This window comes from Bacillus sp. FJAT-18017 (assembly GCF_001278805.1).
In the GTDB taxonomy this organism is placed as follows: domain Bacteria; phylum Bacillota; class Bacilli; order Bacillales; family Cytobacillaceae; genus Bacillus_D.
In genome coordinates this window covers 1,111,939-1,128,805 of the sequence record NZ_CP012602.1, presented here as the reverse complement: position 1 = coordinate 1,128,805, position 16,867 = coordinate 1,111,939, and the positions used below count along the sequence as shown (strand labels likewise).

At 41.2% G+C, this 16,867-nt stretch carries 10 protein-coding genes; 1 reads left to right on the top strand and 9 read right to left on the bottom strand.

Annotated elements, in window-relative coordinates; all coding sequences use genetic code 11:
• Positions 1 to 524: 524 nt before the first annotated feature.
• The 8 genes from AM500_RS05165 to AM500_RS05130 form a co-directional block, all read right to left on the bottom strand.
• A complete protein-coding gene (locus AM500_RS05165; protein WP_053598266.1) occupies positions 525 to 1,427 on the bottom strand; it encodes a sigma-E factor regulatory protein RseB domain-containing protein in 903 nt (300 codons plus the stop codon).
• 11 nt (positions 1,428 to 1,438) lie between these two features.
• Entirely contained in the window at positions 1,439 to 2,026 is a 588-nt protein-coding gene (locus tag AM500_RS05160; protein WP_053598265.1) for a hypothetical protein, read from the bottom strand.
• Positions 2,027 to 2,526: 500 nt separating this feature from the next.
• Positions 2,527 to 3,684 (bottom strand): J domain-containing protein, encoded by a 1,158-nt coding sequence (locus AM500_RS05155; protein ID WP_053598264.1) that lies wholly within the window; start codon positions 3,682 to 3,684, stop codon positions 2,527 to 2,529.
• Between the two features lie 13 nt (positions 3,685 to 3,697).
• Positions 3,698 to 4,930 carry a tetratricopeptide repeat protein gene (locus AM500_RS05150; protein WP_053598263.1) on the bottom strand — a complete coding sequence of 411 codons (1,233 nt, stop codon included), beginning with the start codon at positions 4,928 to 4,930 and terminating at the stop codon, positions 3,698 to 3,700.
• 9 nt (positions 4,931 to 4,939) lie between these two features.
• Positions 4,940 to 6,676, bottom strand: a complete 1,737-nt coding sequence (locus AM500_RS05145) for an Hsp70 family protein (protein ID WP_053598262.1) — start codon at positions 6,674 to 6,676, stop codon at positions 4,940 to 4,942.
• Between the two features lie 24 nt (positions 6,677 to 6,700).
• Complete coding sequence (grpE, locus tag AM500_RS05140) at positions 6,701 to 7,594, bottom strand: nucleotide exchange factor GrpE (protein ID WP_053598261.1); 894 nt, start codon at positions 7,592 to 7,594, stop codon at positions 6,701 to 6,703.
• 13 nt (positions 7,595 to 7,607) lie between these two features.
• The gene (locus AM500_RS05135; protein WP_053598260.1) at positions 7,608 to 9,101 is read right to left on the bottom strand and encodes an AAA family ATPase; all 1,494 of its coding nucleotides are present in this window, start codon (positions 9,099 to 9,101) and stop codon (positions 7,608 to 7,610) included.
• Between the two features lie 33 nt (positions 9,102 to 9,134).
• Positions 9,135 to 10,295 carry a J domain-containing protein gene (locus AM500_RS05130; RefSeq protein WP_053598259.1) on the bottom strand — a complete coding sequence of 387 codons (1,161 nt, stop codon included), beginning with the start codon at positions 10,293 to 10,295 and terminating at the stop codon, positions 9,135 to 9,137.
• Positions 10,296 to 11,073: 778 nt separating this feature from the next.
• Here AM500_RS05130 and AM500_RS05125 point away from each other — a divergent pair.
• Entirely contained in the window at positions 11,074 to 13,041 is a 1,968-nt protein-coding gene (locus tag AM500_RS05125; RefSeq protein WP_053598258.1) for an Ig-like domain-containing protein, read from the top strand.
• A 129-nt stretch (positions 13,042 to 13,170) separates the two neighbouring features.
• Here the strand turns inward: AM500_RS05125 and AM500_RS05120 are convergent, their stop codons facing one another.
• Positions 13,171 to 16,767 (bottom strand): Ig-like domain-containing protein, encoded by a 3,597-nt coding sequence (locus AM500_RS05120; protein WP_053598257.1) that lies wholly within the window; start codon positions 16,765 to 16,767, stop codon positions 13,171 to 13,173.
• Between the last annotated feature and the right edge of the window lie 100 nt (positions 16,768 to 16,867).

Here is a 16,867-nt window from a genome sequence, read left to right as displayed (position 1 = left end):
ACACAAAGAAATTAATATAATTCCTCTTCAAAGCACAAATTTTTCACTATACAGAACCAATGTGACAAAAATTCACTATTTTCGAGCATCTTCACAAAATGTTCTTACCCATACTGCTACTATAAAAAATGTGAATTAATGTTATTGAAGATGGCGTCGCTTTTCAGGTTCAAACCCTTCTTTTTTGTAAAAAAACACCTTCCCCCTATGCCAGCCATTCGGTCTTTGGCAGCTAGAATTCTACACTCTCAATTCACCTTCCAACCCCGTGTCATAGTTTCAATTTCATGATGTCCGTTCGGACCTTCGTCTATATGTTGCGCCCCTTTGTAACTCTGTTCTTACGTAGTGAAATCACCTACCCAACAAAAAACCAGCACCTTTGGTTAAGATGCCGGCTCTGTTTAGTTGATAAAGGAGTAGTATTATGTCGTTAACCCCTCTCATTTCGGATGAGGCTATCTTATAGATACCAAATGGGTTATCTAATTGGAAGCCACTCCCAAATAGTGGTTCCAAATTTATTAAGAGTTATTTCCATAATTGTTTTGTTGAACCGGCTCCATTTTCTTGTAATTCGCTGGAATTTTCTTCGCAAGATTCTCCACTTCAAAATCTTCACTGACTTTGAATTCTGTTGTTTTAAGGCTTGTTATAACCTGCCCTTTCTCTCCGTATGTTTCATATTTCAGCAAAATCCCAGTGTTTTGATCCATCCACAGCGTATAGGTTGAGCCAAGTTTATCTTGATAATATTCATCGAAAGCGCCTTCGATCACAACCACTTCCCGCCCAAGTAGAAGCTCAGTTCCGCTTATTTTCCATAAATCTTGATTTTCAAGAAATCCAACCGCAATTTCCTTTGCATGTAAAGATTTTTCTGCCATACCCAAATTGAGGCTGGTATTTGGGTATACGTATTCCATCGTCCCATCCGAGTGTTTCACATATACATCCTCGATACGCTTGAATTCCCCTTTATCAGTAATATCCCACTTAAACTTTTCAAATACCTTTGTACCATGGTCGATTGTAGTGAATTCCCCTTCGGAATAACCTATCTCATGACCTGCGTCAGAAGCCTTGTCACTAATTTTGGCATTATACTGTATTTTCTTATCCGTCCATTTCAACTTGTAATCGACTTGGACACTCATTCCATTGTTGGTGGACGTATATACAAAGCTTCCTTTTGCTTTATCAAAGAAATGATAACTGTTAAGTAGCCGTTCCTGAACATCTTGTTTGCTCTCTAAATTCAACGGGTTCACTTTTTCCTGTAAATTAGAAGCCTGGATATTCTCCAAAACTGGCGTATCTTCACCTTTTGAGATAGACAATTTCTCTTCCTGCCATACTGATGCTGCTATAATCCCAGTGATAGCTATTGAACCGGCCATAGCTATGCCGACAAAAACCTTTTTCATTTCCTTCCCCCCTAGTAACTGCTTTTGTACACTCGTGCAGCGTCAGCCCCAACTCCTCCCACCCCATAATTCGAGCTGGAAAATACAAATAATTCTAAGTGGCCAGTTTTCCTCTGGTTGCTTTTTCCGATGGTATTCCACCCTCCTTTGGCGGTTTCCTGATCAAGATAGGTATTCAGCACCTGAGTTGGCGAATAAGATCCGTCACCATTTGAGCCCCAATAAGTGCTCCTATAATTCACATTTGGGTGATAAAATTTCGAATGCCAAATATAAACAGAAAATGTTCCATACAATGAGCCGCAATCAGTCAGTAGCCATTCATAAACAGAATTTGTTGGTGCTGGAGCAACAATGTACCGATGATCCCCATTGTAGGAATTTGGAGCTTTTGTACTTCCGCTTTCATACGTCCATGAACCCTTATAAATGTTGTAATCTGAATTAATTGCCCCATGGTCATTGTCTAGGGTGGTAGTAGTGCCACTTGTACAGGTTCCTGCTGTCGGATGTGTGCTATGGGCTTGGGCAGATGCACCATATCCAATAACCCCTGATAGGGTCATTAATATTACAACCAAAACTTTTAATTTTTTCATGTTCCTCCCCCTTGTATATTAGAATATATTTCCAATAATAGGTTAACAGAAGGGAGATTCATATTCAATCCATCAAAGGGATATTATTACAAAAAATAACAAAATCTAACAAGTGTGTTTATATAGATGACATTTCATAGAAAAGAAATGTAAATAAAGCTATTTACGGATAAGTGGTTCATCCTAACCAGCTTTTACTGTGAAACAGTTAAATATGAAAAATCGAGGAGTAACAGTGCACCTGAATTTAATACAAAGAAAGAGATTATTCCCAATCCAATTAGGAATAATCTCTTTTACTATTTTTCTATTTTACTGTGTTTTCGTCGCCTTACTCACATTCCCAGCCCGATCCTTTGAAGTAACATACAATGCCATCCCACCTAGAAGATAGGCGGGTAAATTTACGATTAGAATCAAAATCACAAGGTTACGCTACCAGTGTGGAACAACATACTATAAAACAAGAAAAACCTAGTGATGCCTGGCACTTATTTAATTTATCCAAATGCTCCAGTGCAAGCCGCGAACAGGATAATTAGGATTATTATACCGATTATTGCACCAATAGCACGCCAGATGAACCTTGCGTAGAAATAATATATAATTCCAGCAAGAATGCCGCCAAACGGTGTAAAAATAAACGAAAAAATGATTCCGATTATAATGGCAACCGCAAAGGAACCTGTACCGTTATCTTCATAAGTCGCTGTATTAGTAGCAGCTGTTTGCTGATAGGCACTCTCTGCCCTTTGTTGGACTTGGTGGTTATTTAATTGACCTTCTGCCTTGGTAATCCATACATTGACATTGAAATTCCTTCCTTTGTTCAAACGCTTGATAACCATGACAAATTCATTGTACGCAGGGTGGGTGCTTCCAATCATTTCACATTCGTCAATCAGCCAATCAATCAAAAGTACACGCTCATCGTCATTGCCCGGAAGCTCTCTAAGACGATTGGTAACCCGGGAATGGTAGTCATCGTTAAATACAATCATTGTAAAGTAGAATAATTCCTTTAGGAGTTGAAAGTCGTGTATCGACTCTCCTCTCCTTAGCTTCCGTTCTAAGACCTCTATCGACTTTTCAGGTTGTTCAAGATCATAGTAGATATTAGATAGATGCAGATAATATCTTGGCTCATCCCTGCCTTTACTTATCAGCTGCTCACACAATGAAATAGCCTGGGAGTATTCCTTTAGGCCCGAATAAATGAGTACCGCTAATTCTAGGAAATTGAGGTTTTCCTGTTCATCCCGAAGCAGCCTGGATACAATTGCTTTCGCCTCATTGAGACGGCCCAAATCGTACAGTGCACTTGCTTTCTGAAAATTCGCCCCTATATCCCCGGGATACTTGACGAGAACTTCGTTAAAAACTTTAATGGCTTGGTCATACTTGCCCTGCTCAGAAGCATTCAAGCCTTCGGTCATCATCCTGTCGTATTCCCCGTCATCTTGACTGGCTCTATCGTAGACAGCCCTTTTTTCAGAATCGCTTAACGTTTTATATGCTTTTGTGAGAAGCTGGAATTCAACTGGATGAGTCTCGTTTGAATACATCCTTATTTGCCTATAATAGGCCTTCCTTATCTCGCTATCTGTCGATGTAGGGGGGACTTCAAGCAGTTCATAATAATTTGCATTTTCGTTCATCGTTGTTCTCCCATCAACGGTTTCTTAATTCTTTTGCTTTGTTTGCAGTCCATTCTAGAGAAAAGTCCGATTGGATTTTCTTTAGCAAGGATTCGGCAGCAGCCTTGTCCCCAGAGTTCAGATAGGACTCGGCCATCAGCAACATCACATCATCAAGATAGGGTGACTGGCGGTATGCTTCCTTGCTTTCTGCTAGGAAGGAAGTAAGTTCATCTTCCATACCGTTCCCAGACTTTAAACCGGAAGTGATTAGATAGAAATGTGCGTCATCGGAAAAGTAGTTAGTACTGGAAAAAGAAAGACTCTTTTTTAATAGTTCACTAGCTTCGATAAATTCGCCATCCTGATATAAAGCCAAGCCTTCGCGATACATCCTTTCTGCTGCTTCGGAAGAAAGTTGTCCAATGTTGATCCCGGCAGCTTCCAATAAAGCTTGCGTAGCTTCCGTTTCCTTCAACGCTGTCTCCTTCTGTTTTAAATCCTCCTCTAAATTAGAATTAACAGACATAAGCTGTTCTAATTCTTCCTCTAGTGCCTTGACTCTGTCATCCTGAATTTTTGTTTTTGCAACTTCTGCAGAAGACACTGGCTCTGATTTTTCCTGCTTAGAAAAAATACCGCTGGCGATGCCTCCGGTAAGGGCCAGGGCTAGGAAAACGGCGGCAAAAGATGCACCGGCCAGCCGCTTGTAGCGGATTGCCTTTGACTCCGAACGTTTCTTCCATTCTTCGTGACCAGCCTGTTCAGCTCTTAGGGAAATTGTCTTTATATCGGGATTTTCTCTTATATAGTCTGGCGCTTTTTCGTACTCTGATTTGAATTTACCATTCTTGCCTTCAAGGAGCAGCGATAGAAAACACGCTTTGTAAAGCTCTGCTGGAAGGGGGATTTTGTCCCCCTTTGACAACAGTTCGGAAAAAACTTCATGGCGCGGGGCTGCTCCATCTATCCTCGCCTTCTCAATCGCTGCGTTATATAACTCGAAAATCTTTTTATATTCAGGCAGCGTTTGAATAAGTGTCTCCCTCTTTACGGTAACCTGTGGAACGCTTGAAGGAGAGACAGTCTCCCAATGGGAGAGGGCTTCAAAAGGACGCCCTGTCGCAGCCTTGATTAAGCCAAGAGGCCAAAGAGCAATCGTGAAGCCAGCTGTGGTAAGCCTGTTTAGTAAACTCTCTGCATCACCCAACCTTCCTTCATGGATCAAAGAGATTGCTTGATTGTAATTTGTCAATTTTTCATCCATGGCTGTCCTCTACACTAGCTCAATCAGTAAATCTGTCAATTGTTCTTCAGCCCGTTTGGCACTATTGATATTATTGGCCGCCAATTCCCTCTTAAGCTCGTTCAAAAGTTTTTCAATACGCTGCCTATCAGCAGGCGCAGCCTCTCCCATCATCTTTTCTGCCCGGTAGATTACATTTTTGACTTCCTGATACAGCTCCGATTTCTCCCAATCGCTTTCAATTTTCTCTTTTGAAGCAGCGACCTGGGCATCGCTCATCACCCCGGCCTGGGTGCGGATTGCCCGCTCTACCTTCAGCCCTGTACTCAGAACGACTGCCTTCACCTGGAGCATGCCGTTGATATCATACGTAAATGTGACTTCAATCCTTTCTTCACCGGCAGGCCGTTTCGGGATATTGGAAAGAGTAATATCATCCGAAAGGAGGTCATTATTTTTCACATATGGGTCATCACCCTGGTATACATCGATATCCACTTCTACCTGGTTGTCATAGGCTGTATAATACATTTTTGTCTCGGAGATCGGGATTGTGCTGTTCCTTGGTATAATCGGATCGAAATAACCCGGTACAAGCTGTCCGCCTACTGTCCTGATCACTTCAGTCCCAAGTGTATATGGGCACACATCAATGACCATCAGTCCTTTACGCGAATCGATTTCACCGCTCTTAATGCCACCCTGGATCGCTGCGCCAAGTGCAATCGCTTCATCCGGATTAATATCTTTTTTCGGGGACTTCCCGAATTTCTTCTCAACCAGCTCCTGGATTAACGGAATCCGTGTTGAACCCCCGACCAGAAGCACCTCATTGATGTCACGGACTGACAGCTTGGCATCGGATAAAGCTTTTTCGACTTCAGCCATCGTTGAATTGGCCATTTCCTTTATAAGTCCCTCGAACTCATTACGGGTCAGCTCAGCATCCACGGAAATAGGCATATTGTTGTAGATTCCCAAAAACGGGATTGTAATCCGGGTTGCCATTTGTGTTGACAGAATTTTTTTGGCTTTTTCCGCAGCAAGCTTGAGTGTCACCCTGCGCCTCAATTCATCCGCCTGGTCTGCATTCACATAAATGTTATAGCCATTCTCACGCTTGAATTTGTTTTCGATCCATTGAACAATCGCGTTATCAAAATCCATTCCGCCCAGGTGATTGTTCCCTGCACTCGCTTTTACTTCAACGATTCCGTCAAACATCTCTACGACAGACACGTCGAAGGTCCCGCCGCCAAGGTCATATACAAGGATATGCTGGTCCTTGTCCATATTGTCAAATCCATAGGCAATCGCCGCCGCGGTCGGCTCATTAATGATGCGTTCTACTTTCAAACCGGCAATTTCGCCGGCCTTCTGCGTTGCCTTTCTCTGTGAATCTGTAAAATAGGCGGGGACAGTAATTACTGCTTCTGTTACAGTGGTCCCAAGAAACTCCTCAGCAGATGCCTTGAGATAACGTAAAATATGAGCGGAAATCTCTTCTGGACGATATGTTTTTCCTTTAACAGTAACCGTTTCATCTGTACCCATTAAACGTTTTACTTCCGTAACCGTCTGCATGACTAGCGTAGGATGGGCGTCCTTGGCGACTTCCCCGATTACAATTTCATCGTTAATGGAAAGCTGAAGAACAGAAGGAGTGGTCCTTCCGCCATCTTTATTAGCGATAATTTCAGGTTTGCCGTCTTTCAGATAAGCAATAGCAGAATTCGTGGTTCCTAAGTCAATCCCAATGATTGCCATTATTATTTCTCCCCTTTTTAGTCATTAATCTACTGTTATCACGGTTGCTTTTCTCAAAAGCTGATTGGTTTCCTTATCACGGAATCCACGTTGATGGACTTGGTATACCTGGTATTGTTCCAATTGCGGGGCATATTCGTTCCTCGGGACATTCCCCAGGCTGATCATAATCTTTCCATCTATAAATTTATTTTGAACTTGTAGCTCTTCTATCCCATTCGTTTCCAGAATCTTGATTGCTTTATCAATGACTTTCTTTACTTCTGAAGTGACCGCCTCATTGCCAAGCCTTTGAACGGCTGAGTAAATGATATCGAGCTGGTCGAACATTTCGATGGCCAGCTTTTTTAAATCCTCTATCCTGCCGGCTCTTTCATCCAACGTTTCTGCAATGGCACCTTTTTCTTCTTCCTGGGCATCAACTGCAAGCTGTTCCATTTTTGCCTGTAAATCCTGGAGGACTCTAAAGTTGGCCCTATTTCCCTTTTTCACTTCATTTAATACAGCATCTATAATTGACTGGATCGATTGATCTGCCTCGACTGGAACTTCATTTACAGTGTAGGTTTCCTGAAGTTTCGGCAGCTTCAATAAGTCATTCATCAATTCCTGTCTAAGCGACTGATCCAATTTGTTTTCCCCTCCCAATAAGTCTGCCACTCTTGTAAAAATTGGGCTCCTCATCTTCTCGATTTCCCCAAGCCAGGCCGGTTCGCCTGGAAAATTGGCTCTAATCAAATTAATTTGTTCATTGAATGAGAGATACGTTTCAACTAGTACGAGATGATACAGCTTGCTAGTATAAAAGCCGACATGGCCAATGAATATTGATAGCGGGGCAGCCCGGTTGCCGCACCCTCCTCGTTCCCCGCTTTCATCATTGGGATCATCGTGGGTTACCAGTTCATCAGATATCAATGCCTTTGCCACCTCATCTCATAAATCCTATTCTACGATCGTGTTCCAGGTCCGACTTGAATCCTTCAGACTGGCTACTTTTCGATTCAACCCTCAGCATGATTTCTCCATCTAGTAAATCCAGCTGTCCGATAGGGAGATTGCTCGCTTTCTGATTCATGGCCAGGCTTGCTTTTGCCATGATTGCATCCTCAATCATATTCCTGACAAGGCGTCCATTTCCATGAGTTTGTGGGTAAAGGGCGATTATTTTCCCAACCATTCTCCTAAGGATGGTATACGCTTCAGCATCCATATGATAATCCCGGTCTTTTAACAAAATTTCCGTTATTGACATCAGCTCGTCCAACGTGTAATCCTTGAACCCGATCTGATTTTTGAATCGGGACTGAAGGCCAGGATTCGATTCAATGAAACTATCCATTTCCCGAGGATATCCGGCGAGGATCACAATCATATTTTTGCGCTCATCCTCCATAGCCTTCACGAGAGTATCAATCGCCTCTATCCCGAAATCGCTGGATGCGCTCCCCCTCACGAGCGAATACGCTTCATCGATAAACAAAACGCCGCCTTTTGCCTCTTTTATCTTATTCATTGTTTTTACGGCGGTCTGTCCGACATATTCAGCAACAAGATCCGAACGTCCCACTTCAACGAGGTGCCCCTTGGAAAGTACGCCGACTGCTTTCAGAATGACTGCCACCAACCGGGCTACTGTTGTTTTCCCTGTGCCTGGATTGCCAGTGAAGACCATGTGGAGGCTAACCTCATCAGTCTTGAAACCTTGTTCTCGCCTAAGTTTGTTGAATGCAACCAGATTGGTAATATCACAGATTTTTTGCTTCACTTCATCGAGGCCTATGAGCTTTTCAAGTTCTCGGAGTGCCTGGTCAAGACTGATAGATTCGGGTTCTTTGTTAAGCGCGGCGACTAAGTCTTCTTTATCTTGTATCGCCTTTCCCAATTCATCGCACCAGAGCATGATATTCCCTGCTGCCTCCCTCATCCCGTGCCTGCTGGCAGCTGCATTCAATACCAGCCGGACTCTTTTCAGGCATTCAACTATTTCCTTTACGTTTGATGTAGATACTCTTAGAATCGTTTCTTTTATGTCTTTATTTACAAAAAGATTGTGAAGCTTTAATGCTGCATGGGAATATTGGATGAACCGGTCAAATTTTATATCTGATTCGGTAACAGCCGCAAACAGTTCTCTCTCGGCTTCCGCATCAAGATTTTGCTCTGAATGGCTGAAAGCGATCTGTTCATACCATGAGCTTATTTCGGCTTTCATAAATTTGGCACAGCGAAAATAGTCCAGGGCAGACGAAACCGCCCTATTTTCCAGGTTTTTCTCGCAATAATTGATTGTTTTTGCAACAAGCCTATGCCCCCTAAACAAATGGGAGCGCACAAGTTCGCTGTCATTTTCCAAAAGTGCCTGTTTTATATCTTTGCTTATGTCATCAAAGGAGCCATAAATCATTCTTAGGCGCTCTTCCACCAATTCATCTCCTTTTATCCATGTTCAATAATTTCAACCTTCCGCTAGAGAAAGCAATTTTGTCAACAACTCCTGCTTTGCTTCAAATAAGGACGGATACTTGATCACCATTCTTTTAATTGCCACGATTGTTTCCCTTGGGAATTTCCACGTGAGTTCCTCAATTTGGTCAAACATGGCATCCGCTTTTTTCTCATATTCGTCTTCAGGCAGCGTATGCCCATAAATATATAAAGTGAAGCAAAATTTTAGAGGGGAAGGAATTTTATCGTCTTTGTTTAGCAGGTTAAACTCTGTAATGATAGGTTCTTTTTCTTTTGTTAAGTAATGCAGTCTTGCGATTGTGTCATCATCCGGACTAAGTTTCACTGCTCTTTCGGTCAGTTTTAGTGCCCAGTCATATAAACACGCTTCATTAAGTTCATATGCAATCTTTGCATAATCGATTGCCACAGATTCTTTCTCGTCCTCATATGTATCGAGCAGCCAATCAATGCGATCAAGGATTTTTGAAAGTTCCCGGCTATCCCGTTCCATAAGCGTCAACTTAACAATTTTGATGAAATAGAAATAAGCATGATAGCCACGGTCTTTCTTTAAAGACAATCCCTGTTCCACACATTCCCGGGCTTTTCTATAATCATTCATTCGTTCAAATATTCCAGACAAGGTATAAACCAGGTCAACATCTTCGGGTTCAAGGCTTATTGCTTCTTTAAAGCGGGAAATTGCCTCTAAGGTTTCACCGGCAAAATCCAGAGCATATGCAAAGTTCTTAAGATATACTACTTGTTCCGGATGTTGGTTAATCAGCTTATTGAATTGGCTGATTGCCTTTTGATGTTCGCCATTGTAGCTAAGGGCAAGTGCAAGCCTATTACGAATGCGATGAATGGAAGGATCAATCATCAGAATTCGCTTGTACGACTGAATAGCTTGATGATAATCTTCCTCTTCCATGAAGCATTCACTTTCTTCCTCAAGTTTCCTAATTTTATCCCCATAAAATTCCATTGTGTCATATTCTTGCCGTGACACTGGATTACCAAGGATTTGATAGGCCTTCCGGATTTTTTGAAATTGTTCAGGATGAGTTTGGTTTGAATATTGTTTAATTAATGATATATAAGCTGAACGGATCTCCTCCAAGGAGGATTCGGCATTTACCTGGAGAATAGTGTAATAATCACCCAACAAAGGACCCACTTCCAATACAATTGGAGTTACTTTAGTACTAAAACTTTTTTAATTATATAACGACTGACAGAACTTAAGTGCACTTTATTTACAAATTCGACAAATATTTCAAGATTTTTAGACTTTTGTAGAAATAGTAGATAATCCCCAAGAATAAAGCAGGTACTTCTCACTATAGGTCGAAGGAGGTAGCTCCACTTTCGATTAGTTAAAGATTAACCTCCTCCCGAAAAAAAACAGTCAATCCTAGTGAAATGAAATGAATCACTTTTTCACATTAGTATCTCTTCACGCCTAACATTTTTTGTCCAGCCACAGATTCACAGCCCCATCAGTCCTGCATAATCTAACCCTATACATTAACTAGCTTTTAAGATTCTTCTATTTTATCGGTCAAATCCTTTATTGTTTTAGTTGATTCGTGGTTTTTAGCTAGATTTTTCGTTTTCGCTAACCAGCTAATGAAGCCCCTATCAGATACACATTGAACCCGGGAACATATATAAACTGAAAATGTGAAAGAAATCTCTTATTTTAGTCTCATAACTGGGATGCTCTATTGGAAATTCAGTCTTTGTTTTATACCGTTACTATTTGTTCCTCAACTATGCAGACAGCTTTTTTCTTAAGAGAACAATTAGAATGCAGACTTCACCCGCTTCAGTACAGGAATCGAAAATAGTATAAACAGACAAATAGTTAAAATTAAGTCTTCCATTTTCTACATTTTATGAGATAATTCTACTATATTTTATACATTTTATGGGAGGTTTGTATGAAAAAAGTATTTAGTATTATGGTAGTAATATTACTGGTAGCTTCAACGATCTCTTTGAGTCCTAAGGCAGTAAAAGCTGAAACTTCTTCAGAAGTTGAAGACAATGATTCATTCAGTAAAGCCAATGGTTTGTCCTTAACCGCAAGCCCCTATGAAAGTGGTGTTTTCACTGCTGCGGTAAATGGCACAATCTTTAATGACTCTTACTATTCCGATGATTATGACTATTACAGAATTACTTTAACAAACCCAGGCAAACTAACTATTAAAATCACTCCAAAACAGGATACAAACTTCCAGGTTGTGCTCTATGATTCCTCACAATCAAGAATGGAAGATTGGCATACATATTTTAATGACAGTACTGAGCCTATAGAACTATTCTCAAACGGATTAAAAAGCGGTACATATTTTATAAGGGTTAGCCACTACGAAGGAAACTACGATAAAGTTCCTTACCAGTTAGAAGTTGATTTTACCCCTAGCGAAAATTATGAACAAGAAGACAACGACAGCCGCTCAAAGGCAAACTGGATCAAAACAGGAACTGTCTACAATGGTTTTGGAGACAGTGATTACAACGAGGATTATTTTGCTTTTACAGTGGATAAGAACAGTGAAGTAAAAGTTAATCTTAGCAGAAGTGCGACTGAAAGATTTCAAATTAATCTTTTTGATGTAAGCGGAAATGAATTGGAAGGTTGGTATACGTATTATAATGATTCCACGGATCTTATAGAAGTTATCCATACAGGCCTGCCTCAAGGCACTTATTATATTAAAATAGACGTCTATGAAAACGACAAATATAATATTCCATATTCTTTCTCTGTAAACGTCACTGCCAATTCCGCATTTGAAACGGAGCCTAATCATGGCGAATCGACCGCTGATGTAATTACAGTCGGACAGCAGTTCAGCGGAGTGATCGGGTATGATGATGATGTGGATTATTATAGGGTAACAATACCTACTAAAATGGATTTGGCCTTGTATATGTCCCAATCTGATTCCCATCGATTTGGAGTATCTATTTACCAACAGGGAAGTTCGTATTGGTATGCTGATGACTACTCTACTGAATATGGAAAGTCAGCCTCAGCCAAAGTGACAAACCTTTCCCTGAATGCAGGTACTTATTTTATTTGGATTCAAGGAGATGAAGGAAGTTTTAATAAAGTCCCTTACTCTTTCAAGCTTGTCGAAAGGGATACTACACCTCCAGCAGCACCTGTGGTAAGTACTATAACTGATAAAAGCAGTGTTATTACTGGAACTGCGGAAGCAAATTCTACAATTATCGTTAGACAGGGAAGTACAATCATTAAGACAGGCAAGGCCGGAAAAGACGGGAAATTCTCTATTGGTATTCCGGCAAAAACAGGCGGTACAACCCTTTATGTAACTGCCAAGGACGCCGAAGGAAATGAAAGCCTCCCAGCTAAAATCATCGTGAAAGATACCACAGCACCGAAGGCACCTTCTGTAAATGAAGTAAAGGATAAAGATATTAAGGTTACGGGAAAAACAGAAGCATATGCCAAAGTAACAGTTAAATCAGGATCAACTGTTATCGCTCAAGGTACGGCAGATAAAAATGGAAACTATTCATTAGCATTGAAAAAATCACAAAAAGCTGGTACTGTCTTGACTGTATCATCACAGGATAAAGCCGGAAATACGAGTGTATCCACAAAAGTAACCGTTAAAGACAAAACACCTCCTGCTATTCCAACGGTCAATAAAGTTACAGTCAAATCTGCAACAGTGACAGGAAAAACAGAACCGAACGCCACTGTATATGTGAAAGCCAACAACCGTGTAATTGGTCAGGCTAAGGCTGGAAAAACAGGAACTTACTCAGTGAAAATACCAAAACAAAAGTATAAAACTACACTGTATGTTTATGCGAAAGATACAGCCGGAAACATCGGCTCATCCCGGAAAGTTACCGTCCAAAAATAAATAAAGAAAAGCCGGTATTCTTAAAGAAGAGTACCGGCTTTGGTTATATTCAAATATTTAGGCTGTTTGTTAAAGCATCATTAAAGAGCGGATAAAGGTAATAGCATAATCACATCTTTTTACCTTTTTCTATTTAACCACGACCCTTGTCGCCTTACTCACATTCCCAGCCCGATCCTTCGCAGTTACATACAATGCCGTATATCGCTTCTGTGCCGGAATTGTAACTTTATACTTTCCATATCGGTCAGTTGTCGCTTTACCGATTACTTTAGTACCAACCTTAATTGATACAACTGAATAAGCTTCCGCTGTTCCGGTTACCGTCCTGGCTCCGCTTTTTACAGTATTGACCTTAGGAGCTGCAGGTGGTGTCTTGTCTATCGTGAACTTAGTCATGGTCTTGTTGCCAGCAGAGTCGGTTACGACGAGTGTATAGGCTTTTGCTGTTTTAACGACAGTACCACTCTTGAAGGTTACTCCATTCAAGGTCGCCTTACCCTCATTAAAATAAACTCGGACATCTTTATTGTAAAAAGCATTATTATAAACACCGGTTACCTTAGGAGCCGTTTTGTCGATTGTGAATTTCACCGTGGTCTTGTTTCCGGCTGGATCGGTTACGACCAATGTATAAATCTTTGCAGTCTTCACCAATGTACCGCTTGTGAAGGCTACTCCGTTCAAAGTTGCCTTGCCTTCATTAAAGTAAACCCTAACGTCCTTATTGTAATAGGCGTTATTTGTTACACCGGTTACTTTAGGAGCAGTTTTGTCGATTGTGAACTTCACAGTCGTCTTATTGCCGGCCAAGTCTGTAACTACTAGAGTATAAACTCCTGGATTTTTCACAACCGATCCGCTTGTAAAAGCAGCCCCGTTTAGTGTTGCCTTGCTTTCATCGAAAGTTACCTTAACATCCTTATTATAGTAGGCGTTGTTTGTAACACCGGTTACCTTAGGTGCAGTTTTATCAATGGTGAACTTCACAGTTGTCTTATTGCCGTTCAAGTCAGTAACTATTAGAGTATAAACTCCTGGATTTTTCACAATCGTACCACTTGTAAAAGCTGCACCGTTCAATGTTGCGGTGCCTTCATTGAAGCTTACCGTTACATCTTTATTGTAGTAGCGATTGTTGCTGACTCCGCTAACCTCTGGGGCGGTTACATCTACTACATACAACTCAACTGTTCCACTTGTATTTCTTCCATCAGAAGCTGTAACGAGGATTACTTCTCCTGCCCTTTGTTTAGGAATGGCAATTGTAAAATATCCATCCTGATTAGCTGTCACTTTATATGTTTTTCCGGCTATAACAGCACTCACTGTAGCGCCCGACTCAGTTTTTCCGGTAATATTACTCGATTGATCTGTAACTATATCAACATTGATACTTGGAACTGTATTGTCCACAACAGTTAATGTAGCTGGATCACTACCATTTCCTGCAGCATCAATTGCCACAACAGTCAACTGTGTTCCTGCAGGTTGTTGTAAAACGTATACAGAAAAGGTGCCGTCTTGATTAGCGGTTGCACTGCCAAGTAGGCTACTATTCTTTTTAACTTGGATTGTTGTATTTGGTTCAGCTATTCCGGTAACAAACGAATCACGATCGGAAAAATCGTTTACAACAGGTTGTGTTGGCGCAGTTTTATCCTCAACAACAACGGTCTCAGCTTCACTCGTATTGCCAGCACCATCTACTGCATAAATGGAAATAGTTGCATTAGCTGGTTGCAGCCAAATATCCATCATAAAGTTGCCGCTTCCGTCAGCAGTTGTTCTGCCAATTTCAGTTCCACCTACGGTAGCAAAAACAGTTGAAGTTGGTTCAGCCTGGCCGGAAAGTTGCGTATCCCTGTCACTGACTGGGTTGACAACAGGTTTTGCAGGTGGTGTTGTATCCTTCTTGTCACCTGAATTGAAATACGTATAGGTAATTGATGATCCTTTTTCTGTTGGCTCCTTAAATCCTGCGGTGGAATTATACGGCGCCACAACGGCACCGCCCCCACGCAGATTTTGGGAGCTGCCTGTAAATGGCTTTGTTTTAATAGAATCAAAGGAAGGGTCACCCTTAAACCCATGTAGACCTGATGATTCTTTTAATAAAAGCGCCGCCCGGAAATGGGTCATAAGCTTGCCAAACGTCATGTTTGTGTCCATATACTTTTTGGCTGCTGCTTCAACTGCAAGATGATTATTTCGTGTATCATTCATGATTTCTTTAAAAATCCGGTTCCCTTGGCCTGCCTGCAGCCTGAAATATTGGCCGAATAAATAGGACAACGCATAGTTGGACAATGTATCGCCAGTTCTATCCCAGTAGAGGAGCGAATGGCCATTTTGAATAGCAGCTGAGTTATTGTAGTAATTGATTCGGCTGCTTAAGGCATTACCTGAATAGATTTGTTCAGCAGCCATTGAAAAAGCTTCGTTCAGCCATGTATCCATTGTGACGCCACGTTCAAGCAGCACGTTTTGATTGTAGTTGACCATGTGCTGAAACTCATGTGCTATTGTCTCGTAGACTTGCGTTACATCATTTGAATATAAACCCATTGCCGGATACGTATCAATGTAGAAAATTTCAGATTGATTGGAATAATAGGATGTATACAAATCCCCGCCCCAAAAGTATCCGGCTACATAGCCACCTGATCCATTGAACCCGTCCTGGATGTCATAGCAGAGGATATTAATCTTCCCATCTTGGTTCACATCGGACTCTTTCCCAAAGTTGTTTGTTACAGAAGGATAGATGTTTGAATCAAACTCCTCACCAAGACGAGCAGCATCGCTATCTGAAATCTGATTGTCGTTCACCCATATATTTGCCTTCGTTCCGCTATACGCAAGCCTGGCATTTACCTGATAATCCTGGTTCGTTGCAAGGTTCGAAACCCAGAAATACTTATTATCACCTACCTGGTAGGAAGGAAAATAGGAATTAGTGCTTTTATTAACAAGACTGCTCTTTGTTAACTTTGGATTAAATGCTTTATTAAAATCGCGTTTATAAATTCCCTGATTCATTGATTTGGTTATAGGCTCTTCGATTCGTTCAGAATTGAAAACCCCTGTCGGTTGCGAAGACGCCGAATCGGTAGACTCATTGCTTATGAGAACGTAAGAATCCGGTGCCTGGTTTCCGTTACCCGTATAGAAGGGATTCGCAATTTTGAATGTTGTAGTATCCGTATAATAAGAAGAATAATAGGTTGGTGTAATGCCAACCCGAATATAAATAAACGGTTGATCTGCAAATTGTTCCTTTGAAAGGTATGAAGCGAGACCGACAGCTGAATAGCCATATGTATCAAAGACATTGCTATCTTGATAGACAAGGCTTCCGGAGTCCTCCTTGAAAAATTCCAACCAAAAATACGTGTCTTTTAAGGACGACTGTTCCGAGTAATAACGAAGTCTCAGCTTCATCTCATCCATGGAATAGTCAGTCAAATAATCGTAATAGAAATACTGGTATCCATAAGAATCGTATAAAAAATCGACCAAATCACCCGGCTGCTTCAATGGATAATTGGCAGGATCCGTGTAATTCAACGTTTCGCCCTTTGACTGCTTAGGCTCCTGAACAGACGTCTCCTTGGAAAGAAGAGTTTGCTGTGGATTCGCTCTGGCTTCCCCCTGCTCGGCCAAAACATCAAGCGGCGTCAAAAATAGCTGCAAAACTAGTAATATTGACAAGACCTTCCTCATATTTCTCCGCCCTCTTTATTTAATATCTATCTATCTATTTTTCGGTATTTTTAATAAAAGGTTTAAAAAGGAAAATCTATTATAGAAAGGCTGTCACTAC

Bases quoted from the DNA above. Each gene is read 5' to 3' on its own strand.
- AM500_RS05120 (WP_053598257.1), bottom strand. From the start codon at position 16,767: ATGAGGAAGGTCTTGTCAATATTACTAGTTTTGCAGCTATTTTTGACG.
- AM500_RS05155 (WP_053598264.1), bottom strand. From the start codon at position 3,684: ATGAACGAAAATGCAAATTATTATGAACTGCTTGAAGTCCCCCCTACA.
- AM500_RS05165 (WP_053598266.1), bottom strand. From the start codon at position 1,427: ATGAAAAAGGTTTTTGTCGGCATAGCTATGGCCGGTTCAATAGCTATC.
- AM500_RS05125 (WP_053598258.1), top strand. From the start codon at position 11,074: ATGAAAAAAGTATTTAGTATTATGGTAGTAATATTACTGGTAGCTTCA.
- AM500_RS05160 (WP_053598265.1), bottom strand. From the start codon at position 2,026: ATGAAAAAATTAAAAGTTTTGGTTGTAATATTAATGACCCTATCAGGG.
- AM500_RS05145 (WP_053598262.1), bottom strand. From the start codon at position 6,676: ATGGCAATCATTGGGATTGACTTAGGAACCACGAATTCTGCTATTGCT.
- AM500_RS05150 (WP_053598263.1), bottom strand. From the start codon at position 4,930: ATGGATGAAAAATTGACAAATTACAATCAAGCAATCTCTTTGATCCAT.